This window comes from Thermostichus sp. MS-CIW-37 (assembly GCF_054060065.1).
In genome coordinates this window covers 35,812-55,232 of sequence record NZ_JBSSCV010000022.1, presented here as the reverse complement: position 1 = coordinate 55,232, position 19,421 = coordinate 35,812, and the positions used below count along the sequence as shown (strand labels likewise).

The window sequence follows — 19,421 nt, the reverse complement described above, 5'->3', positions numbered from 1 at the left end:
ATGTTCTCGTTTTGACAAATTGGCCAGGAACTTCTTGAGTTTTCTCTATCTCGTCAGTGCTCTCTTTTGGCTCAAATGAAAGATCAACACAACCTGGTCTTGCTAGACCACGCCAATTGTGAGAAAAAAGCAGCGGGCAACGCCCTCAGCTTGCTGTTTCGCTACCCGGCTAATGGGCGTTTGGTGGAAACCCTCTCGCCGCTGGCGCGGGAGGAGCTGCAGCATTTTGAGCGGGTGCATCGCCACCTGCAACGGTTGGGGATCCCCATCAAGCCCTTGTCGGCTGCGCCCTATGCCGGTCGTCTGAACCAACACCTGCGCCGCTCCGAGCCGGAGCATCTGTTGGATACCCTGCTGGTGGCAGCCATCATTGAGGCCCGCAGCCACGAGCGCTTGGGCCTGCTCGGGATCCACGCGCCTGACCTGGAGTTGCGGCAGTTTTACCTGTGGCTGGCGGCTGCGGAGGAGCGCCATTGGCAGCTTTATTTGGATTTGGCCTTGGATCAGTTCCCTGCCGATCAGGTGCAGGAGCGTCTCGATACTCTACTCCAGGTGGAAGCCGAGATCTTATCCACCCTTCACCCCGACCCCCGTGTTCACAGCTAGCCCCACTCCGTTCTCCCCCCGCGGTGCAGCTCCCATGTTCCAAGCGACGCGGCAGTGGTTGGCCTTTTGGTATACAGCGGTCACAGCGGTGTTGCTGCTGTTGTTTGCCGGCAGCTTCTATTGGTACGTGCAGTCAACCCTGATCGAGCGGGTGGACGATACCCTTGGCCATGTGGTGGAGATTGTCGAGCGGTCTTTGGTGGTGGATGAGAGCCTCTTGGATCCGCAGCAGGCCCGCCGCAGCTTAGAGGCCAGCTTTCGGGATGATCCCAGCACCCTAGAGGACGATCACATCGACTTGGAGTGGTTCGGCCCTCAGGGAACGCTCATCTGGTCCACGGTACCCGGCGGGATCCCTGCCCCCCTATTGACCGAGGGATCCCTGCACACTGCCCGTATCGCCCCTGGGTATTGGCTGCGCCAGTTCACCGAGCCGATTGTGGCCGGTGGGAAGCTGCTGGGCTATCTGCGGGTCAGCCATCCCTGGTTTGAGGTGAGCAAGCCAACGCGACAGTTGATCCGGGATCTTTCCCTCTGGGTGGTGGCCGGTTTGACGGGTGTGGGGGCCATTGGCTGGATGCTCTCCGGCCTGGCCATGCAGCCCATCCGGCAGTCTTATCAGCAGCTCAAGCAATTTACCGCCGATGCCTCCCACGAGCTGCGCAGCCCCTTGGCCAGCATCCAAACCGCGGTACAGGTGGCTTTGGCAGATTCCCAATTGGATGCCGACACCCGTCAGCGCTGGCAGATGGTGGAGCGGCTGTGTTTGCGGCTGGGTCGCCTGGTGGATGACCTGCTGTTTCTGGCCCGCCACGACAGCGGTATGGTGCCTTTCCAACCCCGTTGCTGTGCGCTGGATGCTCTGCTGCTGCAGGTGGTGGAAGAGCTGCAGGGCCTGGCCAACCAAAAACAGATCCGCTTGAAGCTGGAGATTGCTGCCCCTGAGAGCGGGACGGAACCTTCTCCCGCCCAAGTGGATCCCTTCGGTTTTTGGGGAGATGAAGATCAATTGGCCCGCCTGTTCACCAACCTGATTGAAAACGCCCTTCTCCACACTCCCCCGCAAGGAGAGGTGCAGGTGAGGCTGGAACAACGGCTGCGCTCCGGATCCCCAGAGCTGGTGGTGCGGGTACAAGATACCGGGCCAGGGATCCCCCCCCAGGCTCTGCCCCATGTGTTCGATCGCTTTTATCGGGTAGATCCGGCTCGCAGCGGGGATCCCGGTCGCCTCTCAGGGTCAGGTTTGGGGCTGGCAATTGTCAGAAGCATTGCCCAGCAGCATCAAGGTCAAGTGCAGGTGGAGAGCGAGCTGGGCCAGGGATCCAGCTTTGAGGTCATTTTGCCGCAGCGACAGTTGGAAATCTGTACCCCAGAGAGGGTCTGAAAGTGCTCTGGAAAACAGACAGCCCTCGGTCAATATGCTAGGTTGTGTTGATCTTTCATTTGAGCCAAAAGAGAGCACTGACGAGATAGAGAAAACTCAAGAAGTTCCTGGCCAATTTGTCAAAACGAGAACATAGATGCCGGTACTGCTTTAACTTATGAAAAAAGCATTCGATTAAATGCCTCTCTTGATACAGATGCTTGTCATAATGCCGCTGCGTCTTTCTATTCCTTTTAGGCGGAATAACCGCTTGAGCTTCCCCTATCTTCTCAATCAACTTATCCGCATCATATCCTTTATCCCCAATTACTTTGGTATCCTTTCTCTGCCAGCCCTCTATCAATTCTTCCCCTTGAGTAATATCGCTCTTTTCTCCGCCAGTTATTCTCAATTCCAGCGGATTTCCCAACCCATCTACACTCACATGAATCTTGGTGCTGTATCCGCCTCGGCTTCTCCCCAAAGCTTGCTCCCCTTTTTTCCGACAGCATAGGAGTGCGCTCGAACCATGGTTGAATCAATAATGAGATGCTCTAAATCAGGGTCGTCAATAAAATACTTGAACATCCGTTCCCACACTCCAAAACGACTCCACCGGTGGAATCTTTGATAGATGGTGTACCATTTGCCATATCCTTCTGGGAGGTAGCGCCAAGGAGCACCGGAACGTGCTATCCAAAGAACTGCTTCAATAAACTGTTTGCAGTTTGCTTCTTTCCCAATGTTAACTCTCTCTTCTGTCTGTAAAAAAGCCAATATCTTCTGCCATTTGTTTTCATCTGAAAAAACCAACTTCATCCTCTTTCCTCTATAAATTATTCTCTCTATCCTAACATAAGATCAACACGACCTAGGCTAAAACGGCTATAACTGCTGCTATAGCAATCAAGAGTTAATCAGTGAAAACAAAATCAACAATAGTGGGCGAGCAATGAATTAGAGCAGGAGTGTGAGGGACTCCAAGGTGTTCAATTCCAGAAAGCTGATGATCGGACTCGAACCGACGACCTGCTCATTACGAGTGAGCTGCTCTACCAACTGAGCTACATCAGCAACGGTTGATTCGATAGGGGAACCCGCCGCTCCGGAGCAAGCAATCCCAATCTTGATCCTGGGCAGGTTTACTGATCCTAACTCATCCTTGCCTCACTCGGGATCCCCAACGCCATAGCCCCAAAGACAGCCCCAACGTTAGCCACGCCAGCCAATCCCCTGCGCGATTGTAGAAAGTTGTCTCAGAGCGCCGCCTCACCTCTCCCGTGATCACCCCCCGCTGAAAGATGGGGCCGACCTGCTGGAGCCGACCTGAGGGATCCACCACCAAATTGCCGCCGGTGTTGTTGACAAACACCACGCTACGCCGATTTTCCACAGCCCGAAAAACCGAGAGTTTGCCATGCAGCATCGGCCAGTGGCTATTGCCAAACCAGCTATCATCCGAAATTACGATCAAAGACTCGGCGCCGCGACGGGTTAAAGTTCGGCTGGGCGCAGGCAAGACGCTCTCCAAGCAGATCATCACCCCCAAAGGCCCGAAAAGCTCCCCTCCGGCCAAAGGTCGGTAGCCATCCGGCGAGGGCACATAGCGCCCCGACTCGAAATAGGGAAAGATCCACTGCTTGCCAAACCCATCCAGCAAGTTGCCCTGGGCGTCAAACAACAGGGCCGTATTAAAAAATCGCTGCTCTGGCTCCGGCAAATGGGCTGTGCGGGGATCCGGCTCTGTTGCCCCCGTAATCAAAGCGCCTTCCGGTGGCAGAATCGCTTGCATCGGCTCGATCACGTAAGGCTCTAGGCCGGTATTCAGCAGCCGTGCCCGCAGCGCCCCCTCCGGCCAAATCACCAACTGCGCCCCGGCAGCCACCCCCTGGGCAGAAAGCTGATGCAGCTCCCGGTAGCGCTCCATGCGGTAGTCCCAACTGCGATCGGCTTCCAGCCAAGCCACCTGCTGCACTGCCCCCACCCGAAAGCCGGGATCCCTGTTTTCAACGGCCAAGGCATCGAAGTAAGCCAGGCGCACGCTTCCATAAGCCAAGACCAGCCCTGTCAGCCCCAGGCCCCAGGCAAGCGTACTCCAGAAATCTCTGTTCTTGAGCATCTCACCCAAAGCGTTTCTCAGGGATCCCCTAGCCGTCTGCCACCGGCTGGAAATCTGCCTGGCCATCTGCCAAAGAACCCCATTGACGAACACGGCAAAAAAGGTAACCCCCCAGATCCCGGTGACATCGGCCACCTGGATCCCGAGAGGCCAGTCGAACAGCAAGGATCCCCAGTGGAAAGGGATGGGCCACCAGAGCAAGCCCAACAGCCCATCCAAGCCTGTCCAGACCGTGGCCAAGCCCAGCGGACGTGCCCAAGCCGGCAGGGGGCGGCTCAGTTGCAAACTGAGGAGCGTAGCGGTGGTGAAAAAGAGGGGGATCAGGGGAGCCACCACCACGCCCCCCAGGATCTCCCAGGCGCTCAACACCTTAACCGAGAAGGGATCCACCCAGAAGGCATACAGGCACACCCAAAACCAGAGGCCATAGGCCAAACGCCACCGCGCCCACCCTTGCCGTTGTTCGCACAGGTCAAACAGCGGGGCTAGGCCCAGCAGCGCCCCCGGAAACCAGTGCCACCAGCGGTTGGGGGACCCCAGACAGAGCAGCAGGATGGCTAGACCCATTAGCCAGCGGGATCCCTCGCCTGGGTTTCTCTTTTGGGGCAGATCCTGCCGTTGAGTTGAAGATTTCAGTTCCAGCTTCATCACCTCAATAAAATTCAGCCTCTTCGGGAAACCCCACGGGGATTGAACACGCCCCTGCCGACGGATCCTCTCCAGAGTAGCGCCCTTGCAGCAGCCGCAACTATCTCCTGGAGCACAGGGCTCCTACTGCCCGAATCTGAAGCTGTGTTAACATTTTGCATAACTTCAGGGGGCTGGTGCCTCCCGGCTTGGGTTAGGGATCCCGTCAGCGGTGCGTAGCACTATGGGCAAAGTTTTGGTTTTGAATGCCTCCTACGAGCCGCTCAACATCACCAGTTGGCGCAGGGCGGTCGTTCTTTTGCTCAAGGGCAAGGCCGAGCAAATTGAGCACAATGGCCGAGTGGTGTACGGCAACATTCCTTTGCCCACCGTCATTCGCCTGCGCCACTATGTCCACGTTCCCCATAAGGAGATCCCGCTCACGCGCCGCAACGTCCTCTACCGGGATGGGCACCGTTGTCAGTACTGCGGCTGCTTCGGCGAAGATCTCACCCTGGATCACGTGATCCCTCGCTCCCGTGGCGGCGGAGATACTTGGGAAAATGTGGTCAGTGCCTGTGTGCGCTGCAACGTGAAAAAAGGGAACCGCACCCCCCGCGAAGCCGGTATGCCCCTGTTGCGCCAACCCCGCCGTCCCCACAGCACCCTCTACTTTGAAATCTCCAAAGCCGTCGGCAGTGGTTCCCACCGAGAATGGTCTAAGTACACCATCGGCCTAGAAGGGGATCCCCAGGGGGAATCGTTGGACAACCCAAGCTAGACTGGCCGCCTAAGGATGGAGTTCTGATGCAGGGGCAGCTTTGGAAATGGGGGGAGAAGTGGTGGCCGGGATTCCTGTCTCGATCCACTGGTGGATCAGGGCATTGACCTGTTCTGGACGCTCATCGTGGGGGCAGTGGCCAGCCTCCAGGAAGTATTCCATCGCTTGAGGGTAGTGGGCCCGGTAGAGCTTAGAGCGTTCCCGCGCCCGCATCCAGGGATCCCGCTCTCCCCAGATCAACAACAGCGGGCGCACCAGGCTGCGCAGCAGCTCATCTACATAGCGTCCCTTCTGGCCGCCTCGCATCAAGGCCACAAACACATCGGCAGCACCCGGATCCTGGGTGGGGCGATGAATGTCCTCGACCAGTTGATCGGTCACGGCTGCTGGGTCGTAGTAAACCTGCTTCAGCTTGGCTCGAATCACGTGCGGCTGCCGCAAATACTGAAACAGCAGGTAAGACACCAGGCGCTGGCGCAGGCTCCAGCCCACCAGCCCGCCTATCCATTGCCGCCATCCGGTCGGGGATCCTTTGAGCGTGGAAAACCCACCTGCCCCATTCAAGAGCACCACGCCCCGCACCCACTCCGGCCACTCCGCCGCAAAACTGAGCACCACGTAGCCGCCTAGGGAGTTGCCGATCCCTACTACGGGGCGACGGATCACCTGTTGGCAAAAGTCCCGCAGTTGATCCCGCCAGATTTCGGTGCGGTAGTCCCAGTTGGGCTTGGCAGAGCGACCGAAACCCAGCAAATCAATGGCATACACCTGATAATGTTGAGCCAATTCGGGAATGTTCTTGCGCCAGTGGTCGGTAGAGGCCCCAAAGCCGTGTACCAGAAGCAGAGGCTGCCCCTGCTCACCCTGTTTGACGTAATGAACTGACTGCCCTCGCCAGATCCACCGCGCCGAAATGGGAGTGGCCGATACCGATGTCGAAGCCATAAGAGTTGCTTGTAAGCCTTTCTTAATTCTAGGTTCTTTGCAGCTACTCCGGGGGGAAGCCCACCCTCTACGGGCAACGTAAGAGCAGTGGGCCTGTTAGACATAACCTCTGCTTTTTAGGCTTTGTATCACCAGGTCAATACATTCGGAGATGCTTTGCTCGGCAGTTTTGCACACCACCTCCGGCTGTTCCGGCGGCTCGTAGGGATCGTCAATACCGGTAAAGTGCTGGATTAAGCCTGCCCGCGCCTTTCGATAGAGGCCCTTCACATCCCGACGTTCGCACACCTCCAAAGGGGCATCCACAAAGACCTCGATGAAGCTGCCAATATATCGCCGTACCTCCTGCCGCACCGCCCGATAAGGGGAAATAGCCGACACCAGCACAATCACCCCGTGCCGAGTCAGCATCTCCGCCACAAAGCCGATGCGGCGAATGTTCTCATCCCGATCCGCTTTGCTGAAGCCGAGCCCTTTGGTGAGATGTTGCCGCACCACATCTCCGTCGAGCACCTCCACCGGCAGCCCCCAAGCGCGCAACTGCTGGGCCACGCCGCAGCTTAGGGTGGTTTTGCCCGCCCCGCTCAACCCTGTAAACCAGACCGTTACCCCCCGCCGCGACATCGGTTCGTAGGGATCCCTGAATCTTGGGCCCTGCCAGGATATCATCTCCAAAAGCAGGGTGATACACTCGAAACACGGCTTGCACAGCCCCAAAGTGCTCTGTGCCGCCGACACGACAACAATCCTTCACCGGCCATGTCCCCCCTGACTTCGCCTCTTGCCAGTGCCACTTCGGGATCCCCGACAACTGCCGAGCTGTTTGCCGAGCATGTGATGTCCACCTACGGGCGCTATCCTTTAACCCTGGTGCGCGGGCAGGGGTGTCGAGTTTGGGATGAGCAGGGGCGGGAGTACCTGGATTTTGTGGCCGGCATTGCTACCTGTACTCTGGGGCATGCCCACCCGGTGTGGATTCAGGCGCTCACCGAGCAGGCGCAACAGTTGCATCATGTTTCCAACCTTTACTACAACCAGCCGCAGGCGCAACTGGCCCAATGGCTGACCCAGCACTCCTGTGCCGACAAGGTGTTTTTCTGCAACTCAGGGGCGGAAGCCAATGAAGGAGCCATCAAGCTGGCCCGCAAGTATGCCCACGCGGTGCGCGGGATCTCAGATCCGGTGATCCTCACCGCCCATGCCAGCTTCCATGGCCGCACCCTGGCCACCGTTACCGCCACCGGCCAGCCGAAATACCAGAAAGACTTTGCCCCTCTGGTGCCCGGCTTTGATTACGTTCCCTACAATGACATCGAGGGCACAGCAGCAGTGTTGGATCGCTGGGGCGAGCGGGTGTGTGCCGTGCTGTTGGAGCCGTTGCAGGGGGAAGGGGGGGTTGTCCCGGGGGATCCCGCCTATTTTCAATGGTTGCGCCGGATCTGCAGCGAGCGGGGCGTTCTGCTGATGTTGGATGAGGTGCAGGTGGGCATGGGCCGTACCGGCATGCTGTGGGGCCACTGTAACCTGGGGGTGGAGCCGGATGTGTTCACCTTGGCCAAGGGCCTGGCCGGTGGGATCCCCATCGGGGCCTTGTTGGCGAAAGACTTTTGCGCCGTGTTTCAGCCGGGGGATCACGCCAGCACCTTTGGGGGCAACCCCTTGGCTTGTGCGGTGGGTCTGGCGGTTTGCCGCACGCTGATGTCAGAGAGTTTGGTTTGGAATGCCCAGCAGACGGGGATGTATCTGCGTCAGGGGCTGTCCCGCCTGGCGGAGCAGTTTCCACAGCTCGTTGAGCAAGTGCGGGGCTGGGGCCTGATTCAGGGTTTGGTGGTGCGCATCCCGGCGGCTGAAGCGGTCAAGGCGGCGATGGACTGCGGGCTGTTGTTGGTGCCGGCAGGATCCCAGGTGGTGCGCTTGGTGCCCCCCTTGATCGTCACCCCGGCGGAAATCGACGAGGCTCTGGTGATGTTGGAATCGGCTTTGCAGAGGTTGGCCGCCTCCCTTGGCCATTCCGGGGAAGCCTAGCCTCGCCAAACTTGTCGCAGAAAGGCCTGCAACTGCTGTCGGGCAGAGGGCTCGTGGGGAGCGGGATCCCTTGCCTGCTCCAAAAGGGGCAACACCTCCTCCGCATAGGCCGGGACAAAGCCGTCAGCAGGCCAGAGCAAATCCGAGGTGGCCCGCAGGTTCAAGACTTGGGATCCCTGCCTGAGCAAGAGAGGTCGCACCCAGAGCAATGCTGGGGATCCCGCCGCAAGATTGTGGAGAGAAGCCTGAATCAGCTCCACATAGAGGGTGGCTTGCGGCCCTGGCAGGGCGAGGATGGGACGGGGTGAGGGTGGAGTGCTGCCCACCTCCACCGGGGCAGGCAAAGGGCGGTTTCTGAAAGGGATATTCTCCACAGAGCCACATCGGGCGGGCAAACGAGGCAACAGGGTCATGCAATCGTTAACTGAAGACGATATGGACTGTACTGATCCTAATCGATGGCCTCCTTACTTTTCTTTGGCAGGCGGGTTGGCCGGGGATCCCGTCTTTGCGGACATTTCGTGAACCCGATCTTGTGGCATGGTGCTAGGTAGCTTTCTGATCAGACTTGGACGGATCCCGCCATGATGCACACTTTTGTCCCGCCCCACCGCTTTTTCCCCTACCTGACCTGGACAGAGATCCAGGCCATGCCCGATAAAGAGAACGTGGTGATCATCCAGCCGGTTGCCTCGATTGAGCAACACGGGCCCCACCTGCCCCTGGTGGTGGATGCCTGCATCGGCACGGCGGTCATCGGGCGCGCCATGGAGAAGCTGGAGCCTGAGATCCCGGCCTATGTTTTGCCCACCCAATGCTACGGCAAAGCCAACGAGCACTGGCATTTCCCCGGCACCATTACCCTCTCGGCCCAAACCCTGATGGCGGTGCTGACGGAAGTGGCAGAGAGCATCTACCGAGCTGGGTTTCGCAAGCTGGTATTCCTCAACTCCCACGGCGGCCAGCCACAGGTGCTGGAGATTGTCGCCCGCGATCTTCACCAGAAGTATGAAGATTTCATGCTGTTCCCGGTGTCCGTCTGGCGGGTTCCCCACGAAGGGCGAGAGCTGTTTACCGAGAAAGAGCGGGAATTGGGTATTCACGCCGGCGATGGGGAGACCAGTATGCTGATGCACCTTTTGCCGGATACGGTGCGAACCGACCGATTGGTCTGCGAATATCCCCACGATCTGCCGGAAAACAGCTTGCTCAGCATGGAAGGGCGGATCCCTTTCGCTTGGGCAACTCGCGACCTCACCCAGAGCGGAGTTTTGGGCGATGCCACTGCCGCCACGCCGGAGAAAGGCAAAGTTTTGGTGGAGTCCATGTCCGATGGCTGGGTGCGGCTGATCCGAGATCTGCACAGGTTCCAGCAGCCCAAGGCTTGGCGCAAAGCCCCGCTGCCGGTCTAGGGATTCAGGCAAAGGTCTGTGGTTCATTGCCCTATAGACCTACGGCCTGCTTTGTGAAAGGCTTTCGCCAAAACTGGCTGGCCATTGAAACCATTAGGATTGAAGAGAAGAGATGAACTCCCCCATCTCATTTTTGCTAAGGGGTGATAGAGCTACGCTTCGCCAGTGCGACCAATGACCCTTTCCTTAAAACCGGCCACCCAACCCATCCTTGAGCGCCACAGCGCCACCTGGCAAGACTACGTGGCCATCCGCGACCATCCCGCTGTGGATTGGCAGAAACTTTCCTTTTATCAGGGCTGGTTGTGGGTCAACATGGGCAAAGAAGGGCCAGAGCATGCCTCCGTCAGCGATTTCATCACCATCGTCTTTGGTTTTTGGGCCTTTCTCCACCCCGATGTCCCCTTGCAGTCTTGTGGTCGCTGTCTGATCGAACGCCCCGAGACCTATGCCTGCGCCCCCGATCTGGTGCTCTACAAAGGCGATAACATCCCCAAGTACCAGCCCGGTGAACCGCGGCGGATTGATCTGCGCTACCAACGGGCGCCTGACTTGGTGGGCGAAATTGCCGATACTACCCTCAGCATTGATCTGGATGAGCAAAAGCAACTTTACGCCAGCTTGGGTATTCCCGAGTATTGGGTGATAGATGTCAAAGGGCGCCGCGTCTTTGCCTTTGGGCTAGCTGAGGGGGGCCAGTATCGGGCCATTGCCCAGTCACAGGTGCTCTCAGGTCTGAAGATAGACCTTCTCGAGCAAGCCCTGGAGCGGCTGGCCGAGGAGACCAACACCGCTGCTGCCAACTGGCTCCTCCAACAGTTGCAAAGCCGGGCTTAAGAACCAAGATTGATATGACTGTCATCTCCCTAAAAACCTCAACCCCCCCTATCCTCGAGCGCCACAGCGCCACCTGGCAGGACTACGTGGCTATCCGCGACCATCCCGCTGTGGATTGGCAGAAACTTTCCTTTTATCAGGGCTGGTTGTGGGTCAACATGGGCAAAGAAGGGCCAGAGCATGCCTCCGTCAGCGATTTCATGACGGCAATTTTTTTCGCATGGGCCTTTCTCCACCCCGATGTCCCCTTGCAGTCTTATGGTCGCTGTCTGATCGAACGCCCCGAGACCCATGCTTGTGCCCCCGATCTGGTGCTCTACAAAGGCGATAACATCCCCAAGTACCAGCCCGGTGAACCGCGGCGGATTGATCTGCGCTACCAACGGGCGCCTGACTTGGTGGGCGAAATTGCCGATACTACCCTCAGCATTGATCTGGATGAGCAAAAGCAACTTTACGCCAGCTTGGGTATTCCCGAGTATTGGGTGATAGATGTCAAAGGGCGCCGCGTCTTTGCCTTTGGGCTAGCTGAGGGGGGGCGTTATAGGGCAATCTCCCAGTCACAGGTGCTGACAGGCTTAGAAATAGCTCTTCTTGAACAAGCCCTGGAACGACTTGCCACCCAAACCAATACTGCTGCTGCTAGCTGGTTCATCCAACAGCTACAGGACCATGTTTAACAAAACGCGCGGAATTCCCCACCCTCTGTAGGGTGGGGATGGATAGCGCCACTGGATTTGTGGAGCACTCAGAACTAGGACAGGTGGGGGTAGGATAACGCATATGGCAACCAGAAGGCAGACCTTATCGACTGTATCCCAGCAAAGCTCAGGAAAAAGCTTTGTTCGAGGCTCGTCGCCTGCACTGCTACCTCTACAACGCCTGTGTCAGCCATCGGGAAACCGAGTACAAGCTCCACCGCCGGACGGTGACCTACCTGGAACAGCAGAACCTACTCCCCGAATTCAAGCAGGTGTGGGTGGAGTTTGCCCAACTGAACTCCCAAACTTTGCAAGCTACCGTCAAGCGGGTGGATGATGCTTACCAACGGTTCTTTCAAGGACTGAGTAGGAAGCCAAGATTCAAGTCCATTCGCCGGTATTCAGGCTGGACGTATCCTGCCCGGTCGGGGTGGAAGGTCAACAGCACGGGAAAGCACGGCACGGTCACACTCAATGACTTGGGCATGACCCTGAAAATGCGTGGTCAAGCCAAGCATTGGGGCGTGCCCACTACGCTGACCCTTGTTTACAAGCCGTCCCGGCGGCAGTGGTTTGCCTCGTTCACGGTCGAGGTGGCGATACCTGAACCTAAGTTTGGTTCACAGTCGGATTTGCAGTACGAATCTATAGTTGCCTATGACTTGGGGACGGAGACCGCCCTGACGTTGTTTGACGGGGCGGAGTTTCGGGAGATTACTAATCCCCGCTTTACCCAGAGAAGTGAGGAGAAGATTCGCAGAGTCGCCAGACTGAAGCGCAGAAAGCGTGCCCCTAAAAAGGGCATAAAGGCTTCCAGAAGGTGGAAGAAAATCCACCGGTGGGAAGCGCAACTCAAAGCCAAAGTTGCCCGTCAGCGCAAAGACTGGCAACACAAAGTTACGTCAGAGATAGCTTGTCGTTATGGCGAAGCGCTCCGCGCCGCCATAGGCGAACGGCGTAACGGAGAAGCTGCATGTCAAAGGGATGACCGCAAGGGTGGGAAGCGCAAGGCAGGGCTAAACAAGTCGATTCTGTCGGTGGGGTTTGGTACATTGAACCAGATGATTACCTACAAAATCGAGCAGAAAGGTGGTTTAGTTCTCATGCTTCCTACGCAAGCCCTCAAGCCCTCGCAGCGCTGTCCCCAATGTGGGGCAGTCCACAAGGAGTGGGCAGACTTGAGCAACCGCTATCATGTCTGCTCTGGTTGTGGGTTTGAAATCCCCAGGGATCGGGGCTCGGTGATGGTGATGTACACCGTTGCCACTAATCGGCAACCGGGGTTGGGAACCAGCCTCGTGAGTCTTGGATGCTTCAGCTCTACTTCAAAGTCCTGCGGGGCTATGAAGCACCTGGGGCAGAGGAAGAGACTAAAATCCTGCCGTCAAGCGAATGGGGCATCAGAAACCCCATCCGCCTATGCGGTGGGGTAGTTCATAGCTGCCACTGATGAAGATTCCAGGATAAGTCGAAGCATTAGGCCCGAGATCAACCCTGACTTCAAAGGGGATCCCTGTCGCTTCACTCTATACGTGCGAGGCTAACGCAGCCATTCTCTAACAGTTTATGGCCATTTCGATTCAAACTGAGATACTGCACCCACACCTAAAACATTGGTCACGTCGTCGCGTCAGCGTTGCGGAGCAATAGCGTTGTGGAGCAATAATGCACGGGGCCAGAAGGCTTTTCAAGGACTGCGTCCCGCTGGCGCGATCGATAGCCCAGGCATCTCACTCTAACCTGCAACGACTACAACTCCGAACAAAAAACTGCCAGCTTTTAGCCATGCCCTAGAAGCAGATCTTATTCAGCTTCTACTGGCTTTCTACTAGCTTCACGGAGCGGGGGCGAGTTTGATAACAAGGTGACGGTTTTTGTCCACCGCAATCCAGCCCTGCTGGCGAAAACGGTTCAGGAGACGGGTAATGGTGACCCGGGTGGTGCCGATGGCATTGGCCAAGTCCTGGTGGGTAAGGCGCACCTGAATGCGAACCCCTGTCGCAACTGGGGATCCCAGCTCCCCAGCCAAAAGGGAGAGCAACTGGCGCAGCCGATCCTCCACCCGCCGCCGTCCGGCCAAGGCGAGCAATGCTTCGGTTTGGCGCAGCCGACGCACCACCTGCTTGAGCAGCCCTTGACTCAGGATCTCTGAGGCTTCCACTTCTGCTGCCGGCAGCCGCAGCACATCAACTGCCGTCAAAGCCGTGGCTTGGTAGGGATCCAACATCGTCAGCGGGGATCCCAGGGGCATGGAAGGGCCGGCAAACCCCAACAGCGCCTCACCACCGTTGGGATAGAGGGTGGTCAACTGCACCACCCCCCGACAGACGATCACCCATTCATCAGGAAACAAAGGGATAACCTGGCCGGGAGTGTAGGGGGATAAACTGCGGCTGCGGTAGAGGTCTTCCAGCAGTTGGCGCTCCCGTGTGGACAGGCCGGCAGCAAAATGGCTAGGCATCGCTTCAGGCATAGGCTGGCTCCGCTAGGAAAACTGGGCGCACCAGTCGTTGGGCTCCCCCTTGCAAACCAACAGCAATGGGCTGGCCGTCAATGCTGAGGTTGGGGCATGAGATAAGTGTTCCCGACAACACCTTAGCGCTTGCCTCCCAGTCTGAAGTAAAGGCAAGGTTATGTCCAGGTTAAGTGTGGCTGCCCCGAGAGAATAAAGACAAAAGGGGAACCAGGCAAAGCTGCAGGGATCCTAATCCGCTAGGATCGAAACCAGGGTGCTCCGCACCGTCGACGCGAAAGTGCTCAAGCTTTCAGGAGATCTGTCGTGACGCTGATGGTTCGTGTGATTACCCCCGACCGCACGGTTTGGGATGCCCCCAGCGAGGAAGTGATCCTCCCTGCCACTTCGGGCCAATTGGGCATTCTCACCGGGCACGCCCCCCTCTTAACTGCTATCGGCAATGGCGTTATGCGGGTCAAAGCCGATGGAAAGTGGTCGGCCATTGCGGTCATGGGCGGATTTGCAGAAGTCGAAAACAACGAGGTAACCGTCCTGGTTAACCGAGCCGAGCGGGGCGAAACAGTGGATAAGGCGGCGGCTCAGGCCCTCTTGGATGAAGCCAGCAAAGTTTTGAATACCAGCAGCGACAAGCAAGAGCGCTTGCAGGCCAAGTTGGATCAACAGCGGGCCAGGGCCTTGATCCAAGCTGCCGAGATGGGCAGTAAGACCTGAGGGATCTCTTGAAGCTGACTCTGTCCCGATGCAGGATCTCCAGATATAGCCCAAGCTGCAGGGAAGAGGGGGAGGTGAGGCGCAGCCAGATGGCCATTCTCCATCTTCCGAGATTGGCTTTGTTAGGCTGGAGGAATCCACAAAAGATCCAGTTGAAGGCATGTCGAATCCTGCTGCTGTCCGAGACTTGTCTGCTAGCCTGAAGATCGGCCAGGTGGCTCTAGCAGCCGGCTTGCCTGTACGCACGGTGCGCTACTACGAATCGATAGGCCTGCTGAAGCCAACGGTGGAACGGGCGGAGTCCAGCTATCGGCTGTTCGACCCTTCGGTTTTGGTTCGTCTGGCCTTTATCCGCCGCTGCCAGAGCCTGGGCCTGAGCTTAGAAGAAATCCGCCAAATCCTGGATGTCCACGACCGAGGGGAGCAGCCTTGTCCAGAAATTCGCCAGCATCTGCAAGGCAAGCTGCAGGAGATTGAACAGCGAATTGCCGATCTGCAAGCGCTGAAAAGCCAAATTCAAGGTCTCCTCTCCGATTGGCAGATCCCCCCTGCGGCTGCTGATGAAAAAGAGGTGATCTGCCCGATTTTGCAAAAACCAGGGGCTGGCGGTGGCAAGAGCGACAGCCGTTACTCCACTGTTACCGACTTAGCCAAGTTGCGCGGCTGATCCACATCGGCTCCGCGGCGCAAAGCCATGGCGTAGGCGAACAACTGCAGGGGGATCACGTTCAGAACCGCCGACAACAGGGGTGTCGTGCTGGGCACCTCGATGATGTGGTCGGCTTTCTCCCGCACCTGGGTGTCTTCGGGGTTGATGAGGGCGATCACCCGTCCCCCCCGCGCCCGCACCTGTTCGATGTTGGAGAGCATTTTTTCGTAGACGGGATCCCGGGTGGCAATGCACACCACCGGCACCCGCTCGTCGATGAGGGCGATAGGGCCATGCTTCATCTCCCCTGCCGGGTAGCCTTCGGCGTGGATATAGCTCACCTCTTTCATCTTCAAAGCTCCTTCCAGGGCAATCGGGGCGTTAACCCAGCGGCCCAGATAGAGCATGTTGGCAACATGATGGTACTGCTCCGCCAGTTGGTCGTAGAGGGCGGCGTCCTTCAGCATCAGGCTGATCTTGCCCGGCAGCTCAATCAAGGCTTGCAGGTGGGCTTGGATCTGGGCCGGGCTGAGGATCCCTTTGGCCTGGGCCAGTTGCAAGGCCAGCAAGTACCCTGCCACCAACATGCCGGTAAACACTTTGGTGGAAGCCACGGCAATCTCCGGCCCGGCATGGATGTAGAGGACTCCAGCATCCGCCAGGCGGCTGGCCTGGGATCCGATGGTGTTGACAATCGCCAGAGTCGGGATCCCTTGGCTGCGGGCCTCGCTCATGGCTGCCAGCGTATCGACGGTTTCTCCCGACTGGGTTAGAGCCAGCAACAGGTGGTTGGGGCGCAACACCGGCTGGCGGTAGCGAAACTCAGAGGCATAGTCCACCTCCACGGGGGTACGGGCCAAGCTCTCGATGAAGTACTTGAGCACCCAGCAGGCGTGCCAGGCAGTACCACAGGCTACGGCGTGGATGTGCTCAATGTGGGCCAGTTGTGCTTCAGAAAGCGTTAGCCCCTCCAGTGTCACCCGGCCCTGTTCCAGATCCACCCGCCCCCGCAGCGTATCGGTGGTGGTGCGGGGCTGCTCAAAGATCTCCTTTTGCATGAAGTGCTTGTAGCCTCCCTTGGCGGCTGAGACGGGATCCCAGGCCACGGTGATGCTGGATTTGCGCAGCTCCTCGCCGGTAATGCGCAGGTAGCGCACTTGAGACTCCGTGAGAACCGCCATTTCCCCATCTTCTAAGAACACCACCTTGCGGGTATGGCGGACAATGGCAGGCAGATCGGAGGCCACGAAGTTTTCTCCTTCTCCCTCTCCCACCACCACGGCTCCGGCATTGCCCAAACGGGCTGCGATCAGCCGATCCGGCGCCTCCCGATCCAGAGCCACCACGGCGTTTCCCCCCCGCAGTTGCCCCATGACCTGGCCAAAGGCCGCCTCAAAGGAGCCCAGCTCTTCTGTATAGAGGCCGAGCAGTTGGGCGATCACTTCCGTATCGGTTTGGGAGCGGAATGGGATCCCCCGCTCCAAGAGGCGCTCCTTCAGCTCCAGGTAGTTTTCCACAATGCCGTTTTGGATCACCACAATGCGCCCGCGCTCGTCGCACTGGGGGTGGGCATTTTCTTCGGTCACGCCGCCGTGGGTGGCCCAGCGGGTATGTCCGATCCCTACCTTGGCGGTGGGCATGTTGGCGGTGAGCTTCACCAGCAGGTTGTGCAGCTTGCCGGTGGCGCGGACAACTCTCAATCCTTCTTCGGGATCCACTGTGGCGATGCCGGCAGAATCATAGCCCCGATACTCCAAGGTGCGCAGGCCCTCCAACAGGATGGGGGCAGCCCACTGAAAACCCACGTAGCCGACAATGCCACACATTCCTCACACCTCAACCTCAGTCGCGCCAGCGTTGCGTAGCCATAGGGGGTGCCGTAGGCACAGCACCTTATCCGCAAAGCCTACCCCAGGTTGGGGATCCCTTCAACGGCTTTGGCCGCCGTTGTTACCTCAGCGGGTCATCTCAGGGATCCCAGACTCCCGCTAGAGAGAGGGGAAAGGCAGCCAACTTATGGGGAAGTCTGCGGCTGCCATCCTTGGGATCCAGAGACAATCCCCTGGGCAAAAGAGACGGGCGCAAAACGAAAGTGATACCCTTCGGCCACCGCGGGCTGGATCCCATCTTCTCCGGGCACACTGGAGACCAGTCGGCTCAGCCCCAACACCAACTCTCGAATGCCGCGGCGAAACTGGGGATCCCCGGTCAGCTCGTCGATGTCGGCGGTAATTTTTTGCATATTCTGAAAGGTGATGCGGGCGGAATCGAGGGTTTGGCGCAGAGTAGCTAAAGTGCCCGGATCGTTGAGGCTGGCGGCAATCTGCTGCAGATCTTCGGTAGCTTGGGCCACGTTCTCCGCAGCCGCTCGCACCTCGGCCAGGATCTGGCGCACATCGGCCTGGAGTTGTGGATCGGTAACCAGCGGGCGCACCGCGCTCGACATGGCCTGTAGATCGGCGCTCACCTGCTGAATGTTCTCCAGGGCGGCGTTAAGGGAAGTGCGGTTTTGATCCACCAGGGCGGTGAATTGATCGGCAGCCGCTTGCAAACTGCGGGCAGTTCCCCTCACAGCCCCAGCCGCGTCTTGGATGGCTGTGGCAGCGGTCGTGAATTGCGACAAGTCCAGATCTTCGGTGCGCAGGGCAGCTACTCGCTCTTCCACGGTTTCTGAGAGATCGGCCACGCTATTGGCGACGCGGGTGATCCCTTCTAGGGTGGCGTTAAGGGTGTCGAAGAGCTCATCGTCGTTAATCCGTGTGAGCAACTGATCCAGCCGGATCAATAACTGGCCAAAATCCACTCCAGGTTTGCCCTCCACCACATCCCCATCGCAGATGATTTGACTGCTGTCGCAATCCGCTGCCAGAGGGGATCCCGTTGCCGCCTGACCCCTCCCCTGGGGCAGGATATCCATCACCGTTTCCCCCACCAACCCCGTCTGTTTGGTAAGAAACAGGGCGTTGCGGGGGATGACTAGGGGCTGATCAATGGTCACCTGTACTTCTACTTGGCTGGGTTGAGGCACAATCCGCTCCACCCGACCTATGGTTACCCCCCGCAGCCGCACACTGGATCCCTCGGCCAGCCCGGCCACGTTGGTATAGGTGACGGTAAATTGAAAGCCGCGACTGCCAAAGCGCAGGTTGTAGATCCACAAAAACAGGCCGGCAAAGCCCAGCGCCCCCGCCAGGATCAACAGGCCCACTGCCCCTTCTCGCACTGCTCGCGAACGCATCACCTCACACCTGCCCCGCCACTTGAATTGGCCCTTCTACGCTACCGCTGAAAAACTGCCGCACAAAGGGGTTATCGCACGTTTCGATCTGCTGCACGGATCCCTCCCACTGCACCCGCCCCTGAGCCAACAGGACAATGCGGTCGGTGGCGCGGTAAATGGTGCTGTGCTGGTGGGTCACCACAATGTAGCTCTCACAGGCTTTTTTCACCTGCTGCAGCTCCCGGATGAGATCTTCAATTACCGTGGAGGCAATGGGATCCAAGCCCGCTGTGGGCTCGTCGTACAGCAGCAATTGGGGCTCATCCTGGGGCAGAGAAGGATCCTCCATAATGGCGCGGGCGAAGCTGGCCCGTTTGCGCATCCCCCCCGAGAGTTCTTCTGGCAGGTTGTGCTCTTTGCCCGCCAGTCCCACCGCCTCCAGCTTGGCGGCCACCAATTCCCGAATGCGGGAGCGGGGCAACTGCGAGTGCTCGTAGAGCAAAAACCCTACGTTTTCTTCCACCGTCAGGGAGTCGAAGAGGGCGGCCTGCTGAAACACCATCCCTACCCGCAAAGGGGGAGTTGCGTGTTGGGCTTGGATCTCCGGGAGTGGGATCCCGCACCAGAGCACTTCTCCGGCGTCTGGCTCCGTTAGGCCGGCAATGATGCGTAGCAACGTCGACTTCCCGGTGCCCGAAGGCCCCACCAGACCCAGGGCCTCACCCCGGTACACCTTCAGATCCACGTGGTCAAGCACCACCGTCGAGCCAAAGCGCTTGGAAACTTGGCGCAACTCCACCAAGGGAGTAACACCCTGCACTGCTGGTGTGCTCAGAACCCCCGCCGTAGCCAAAGGTTGGAGCCTATTTTCGGACACCTGCTGCTCCTTTGGGCTATCCATGCTGCTTCTGAAGCACTTGACCAACGATTTCAAGCAAAACTGCGGGGT

At 58.3% G+C, this 19,421-nt stretch carries 19 protein-coding genes and 1 tRNA gene; 10 read left to right on the top strand and 10 right to left on the bottom strand.

Annotated features, from left to right (window positions below; all coding sequences use genetic code 11):
- The first annotated feature begins 75 nt into the window (after positions 1-75).
- Together miaE and ACVWYZ_RS10585 are read left to right on the top strand one after the other, a co-directional pair.
- Positions 76-606, top strand: coding sequence for a tRNA isopentenyl-2-thiomethyl-A-37 hydroxylase MiaE (gene miaE / locus ACVWYZ_RS10590; protein WP_457467021.1), 531 nt, complete (start codon positions 76-78; stop codon positions 604-606).
- Between the two features lie 34 nt (positions 607-640).
- Positions 641-1,990 (top strand): sensor histidine kinase, encoded by a 1,350-nt coding sequence (locus ACVWYZ_RS10585; protein WP_457467020.1) that lies wholly within the window; start codon positions 641-643, stop codon positions 1,988-1,990.
- 55 nt (positions 1,991-2,045) lie between these two features.
- Here ACVWYZ_RS10585 and ACVWYZ_RS10580 read toward each other — a convergent pair.
- The 3 genes from ACVWYZ_RS10580 to ACVWYZ_RS10570 form a co-directional block, all read right to left on the bottom strand.
- Positions 2,046-2,788, bottom strand: a protein-coding gene (locus tag ACVWYZ_RS10580) for an IS5 family transposase (protein WP_457467019.1) whose coding sequence is annotated in 2 segments (ribosomal slippage) — positions 2,046-2,470 and positions 2,470-2,788 — 744 coding nt in all. Because the reading frame shifts where the segments join, the coding sequence is not laid out codon by codon here.
- Between the two features lie 182 nt (positions 2,789-2,970).
- Positions 2,971-3,043: transfer RNA gene (locus ACVWYZ_RS10575), tRNA-Thr, on the bottom strand.
- Between the two features lie 82 nt (positions 3,044-3,125).
- The gene (locus tag ACVWYZ_RS10570) at positions 3,126-4,736 is read right to left on the bottom strand and encodes an apolipoprotein N-acyltransferase (RefSeq protein WP_457467018.1); all 1,611 of its coding nucleotides are present in this window, start codon (positions 4,734-4,736) and stop codon (positions 3,126-3,128) included.
- Positions 4,737-4,959: 223 nt separating this feature from the next.
- Between ACVWYZ_RS10570 and ACVWYZ_RS10565 the strand changes: the two genes are divergently transcribed.
- Positions 4,960-5,496, top strand: coding sequence for an HNH endonuclease (locus ACVWYZ_RS10565; RefSeq protein WP_414409530.1), 537 nt, complete (start codon positions 4,960-4,962; stop codon positions 5,494-5,496).
- Between the two features lie 9 nt (positions 5,497-5,505).
- On the opposite strand, the gene ACVWYZ_RS10560 is transcribed toward ACVWYZ_RS10565, so the two are convergent.
- Together ACVWYZ_RS10560 and cysC are read right to left on the bottom strand one after the other, a co-directional pair.
- Entirely contained in the window at positions 5,506-6,441 is a 936-nt protein-coding gene (locus tag ACVWYZ_RS10560; RefSeq protein WP_457467017.1) for an alpha/beta fold hydrolase, read from the bottom strand.
- Between the two features lie 96 nt (positions 6,442-6,537).
- Complete coding sequence (gene cysC / locus ACVWYZ_RS10555; RefSeq protein WP_457467016.1) at positions 6,538-7,065, bottom strand: adenylyl-sulfate kinase; 528 nt, start codon at positions 7,063-7,065, stop codon at positions 6,538-6,540.
- A gap of 135 nt (positions 7,066-7,200) precedes the next feature.
- Here cysC and ACVWYZ_RS10550 point away from each other — a divergent pair, with 135 nt between their 5' ends.
- The gene (locus ACVWYZ_RS10550) at positions 7,201-8,466 is read left to right on the top strand and encodes an acetylornithine/succinylornithine family transaminase (protein WP_457467015.1); all 1,266 of its coding nucleotides are present in this window, start codon (positions 7,201-7,203) and stop codon (positions 8,464-8,466) included.
- Here ACVWYZ_RS10550 and ACVWYZ_RS10545 read toward each other — a convergent pair.
- Positions 8,463-8,879: a hypothetical protein gene (locus ACVWYZ_RS10545; RefSeq protein ID WP_457467014.1), complete on the bottom strand. Its 417-nt coding sequence runs from the start codon at positions 8,877-8,879 to the stop codon at positions 8,463-8,465. The two genes, ACVWYZ_RS10550 and ACVWYZ_RS10545, sit on opposite strands and share 4 nt — an antisense overlap.
- A gap of 174 nt (positions 8,880-9,053) precedes the next feature.
- On the opposite strand from ACVWYZ_RS10545, the gene ACVWYZ_RS10540 reads away from it, so the two are divergent.
- From ACVWYZ_RS10540 to ACVWYZ_RS10525, 4 genes are all read left to right on the top strand, one after another.
- On the top strand, positions 9,054-9,878 hold the full coding sequence (locus ACVWYZ_RS10540) for a creatininase family protein (protein WP_414409532.1): 825 nt from the start codon (positions 9,054-9,056) through the stop codon (positions 9,876-9,878).
- Positions 9,879-10,052: 174 nt separating this feature from the next.
- Positions 10,053-10,715 carry a Uma2 family endonuclease gene (locus tag ACVWYZ_RS10535; protein ID WP_457467013.1) on the top strand — a complete coding sequence of 221 codons (663 nt, stop codon included), beginning with the start codon at positions 10,053-10,055 and terminating at the stop codon, positions 10,713-10,715.
- Positions 10,716-10,729: 14 nt separating this feature from the next.
- Positions 10,730-11,395 (top strand): Uma2 family endonuclease, encoded by a 666-nt coding sequence (locus ACVWYZ_RS10530; protein WP_457467012.1) that lies wholly within the window; start codon positions 10,730-10,732, stop codon positions 11,393-11,395.
- A gap of 161 nt (positions 11,396-11,556) precedes the next feature.
- Positions 11,557-12,849, top strand: coding sequence for an RNA-guided endonuclease InsQ/TnpB family protein (locus tag ACVWYZ_RS10525; RefSeq protein WP_457467011.1), 1,293 nt, complete (start codon positions 11,557-11,559; stop codon positions 12,847-12,849).
- 401 nt (positions 12,850-13,250) lie between these two features.
- On the opposite strand, the gene ACVWYZ_RS10520 is transcribed toward ACVWYZ_RS10525, so the two are convergent.
- Positions 13,251-13,889, bottom strand: coding sequence for a Crp/Fnr family transcriptional regulator (locus tag ACVWYZ_RS10520; protein ID WP_414355850.1), 639 nt, complete (start codon positions 13,887-13,889; stop codon positions 13,251-13,253).
- A gap of 306 nt (positions 13,890-14,195) precedes the next feature.
- On the opposite strand from ACVWYZ_RS10520, the gene atpC reads away from it, so the two are divergent.
- Both atpC and ACVWYZ_RS10510 read left to right on the top strand, forming a co-directional pair.
- The gene (gene atpC, locus ACVWYZ_RS10515) at positions 14,196-14,603 is read left to right on the top strand and encodes an ATP synthase F1 subunit epsilon (RefSeq protein WP_414355851.1); all 408 of its coding nucleotides are present in this window, start codon (positions 14,196-14,198) and stop codon (positions 14,601-14,603) included.
- Positions 14,604-14,763: 160 nt separating this feature from the next.
- Positions 14,764-15,270, top strand: a complete 507-nt coding sequence (locus ACVWYZ_RS10510) for a heavy metal-responsive transcriptional regulator (RefSeq protein ID WP_414421864.1) — start codon at positions 14,764-14,766, stop codon at positions 15,268-15,270.
- Here the strand turns inward: ACVWYZ_RS10510 and glmS are convergent.
- The 3 genes from glmS to ACVWYZ_RS10495 form a co-directional block, all read right to left on the bottom strand.
- Positions 15,231-17,078, bottom strand: a complete 1,848-nt coding sequence (gene glmS, locus ACVWYZ_RS10505; RefSeq protein ID WP_457467010.1) for a glutamine--fructose-6-phosphate transaminase (isomerizing) — start codon at positions 17,076-17,078, stop codon at positions 15,231-15,233. The genes ACVWYZ_RS10510 and glmS overlap by 40 nt on opposite strands.
- Before the next feature lie 188 nt (positions 17,079-17,266).
- Positions 17,267-18,490, bottom strand: a complete 1,224-nt coding sequence (locus ACVWYZ_RS10500) for an MlaD family protein (protein ID WP_457467023.1) — start codon at positions 18,488-18,490, stop codon at positions 17,267-17,269.
- Positions 18,491-18,494: 4 nt separating this feature from the next.
- Entirely contained in the window at positions 18,495-19,373 is an 879-nt protein-coding gene (locus ACVWYZ_RS10495) for an ABC transporter ATP-binding protein (RefSeq protein ID WP_457467009.1), read from the bottom strand.
- Between the last annotated feature and the right edge of the window lie 48 nt (positions 19,374-19,421).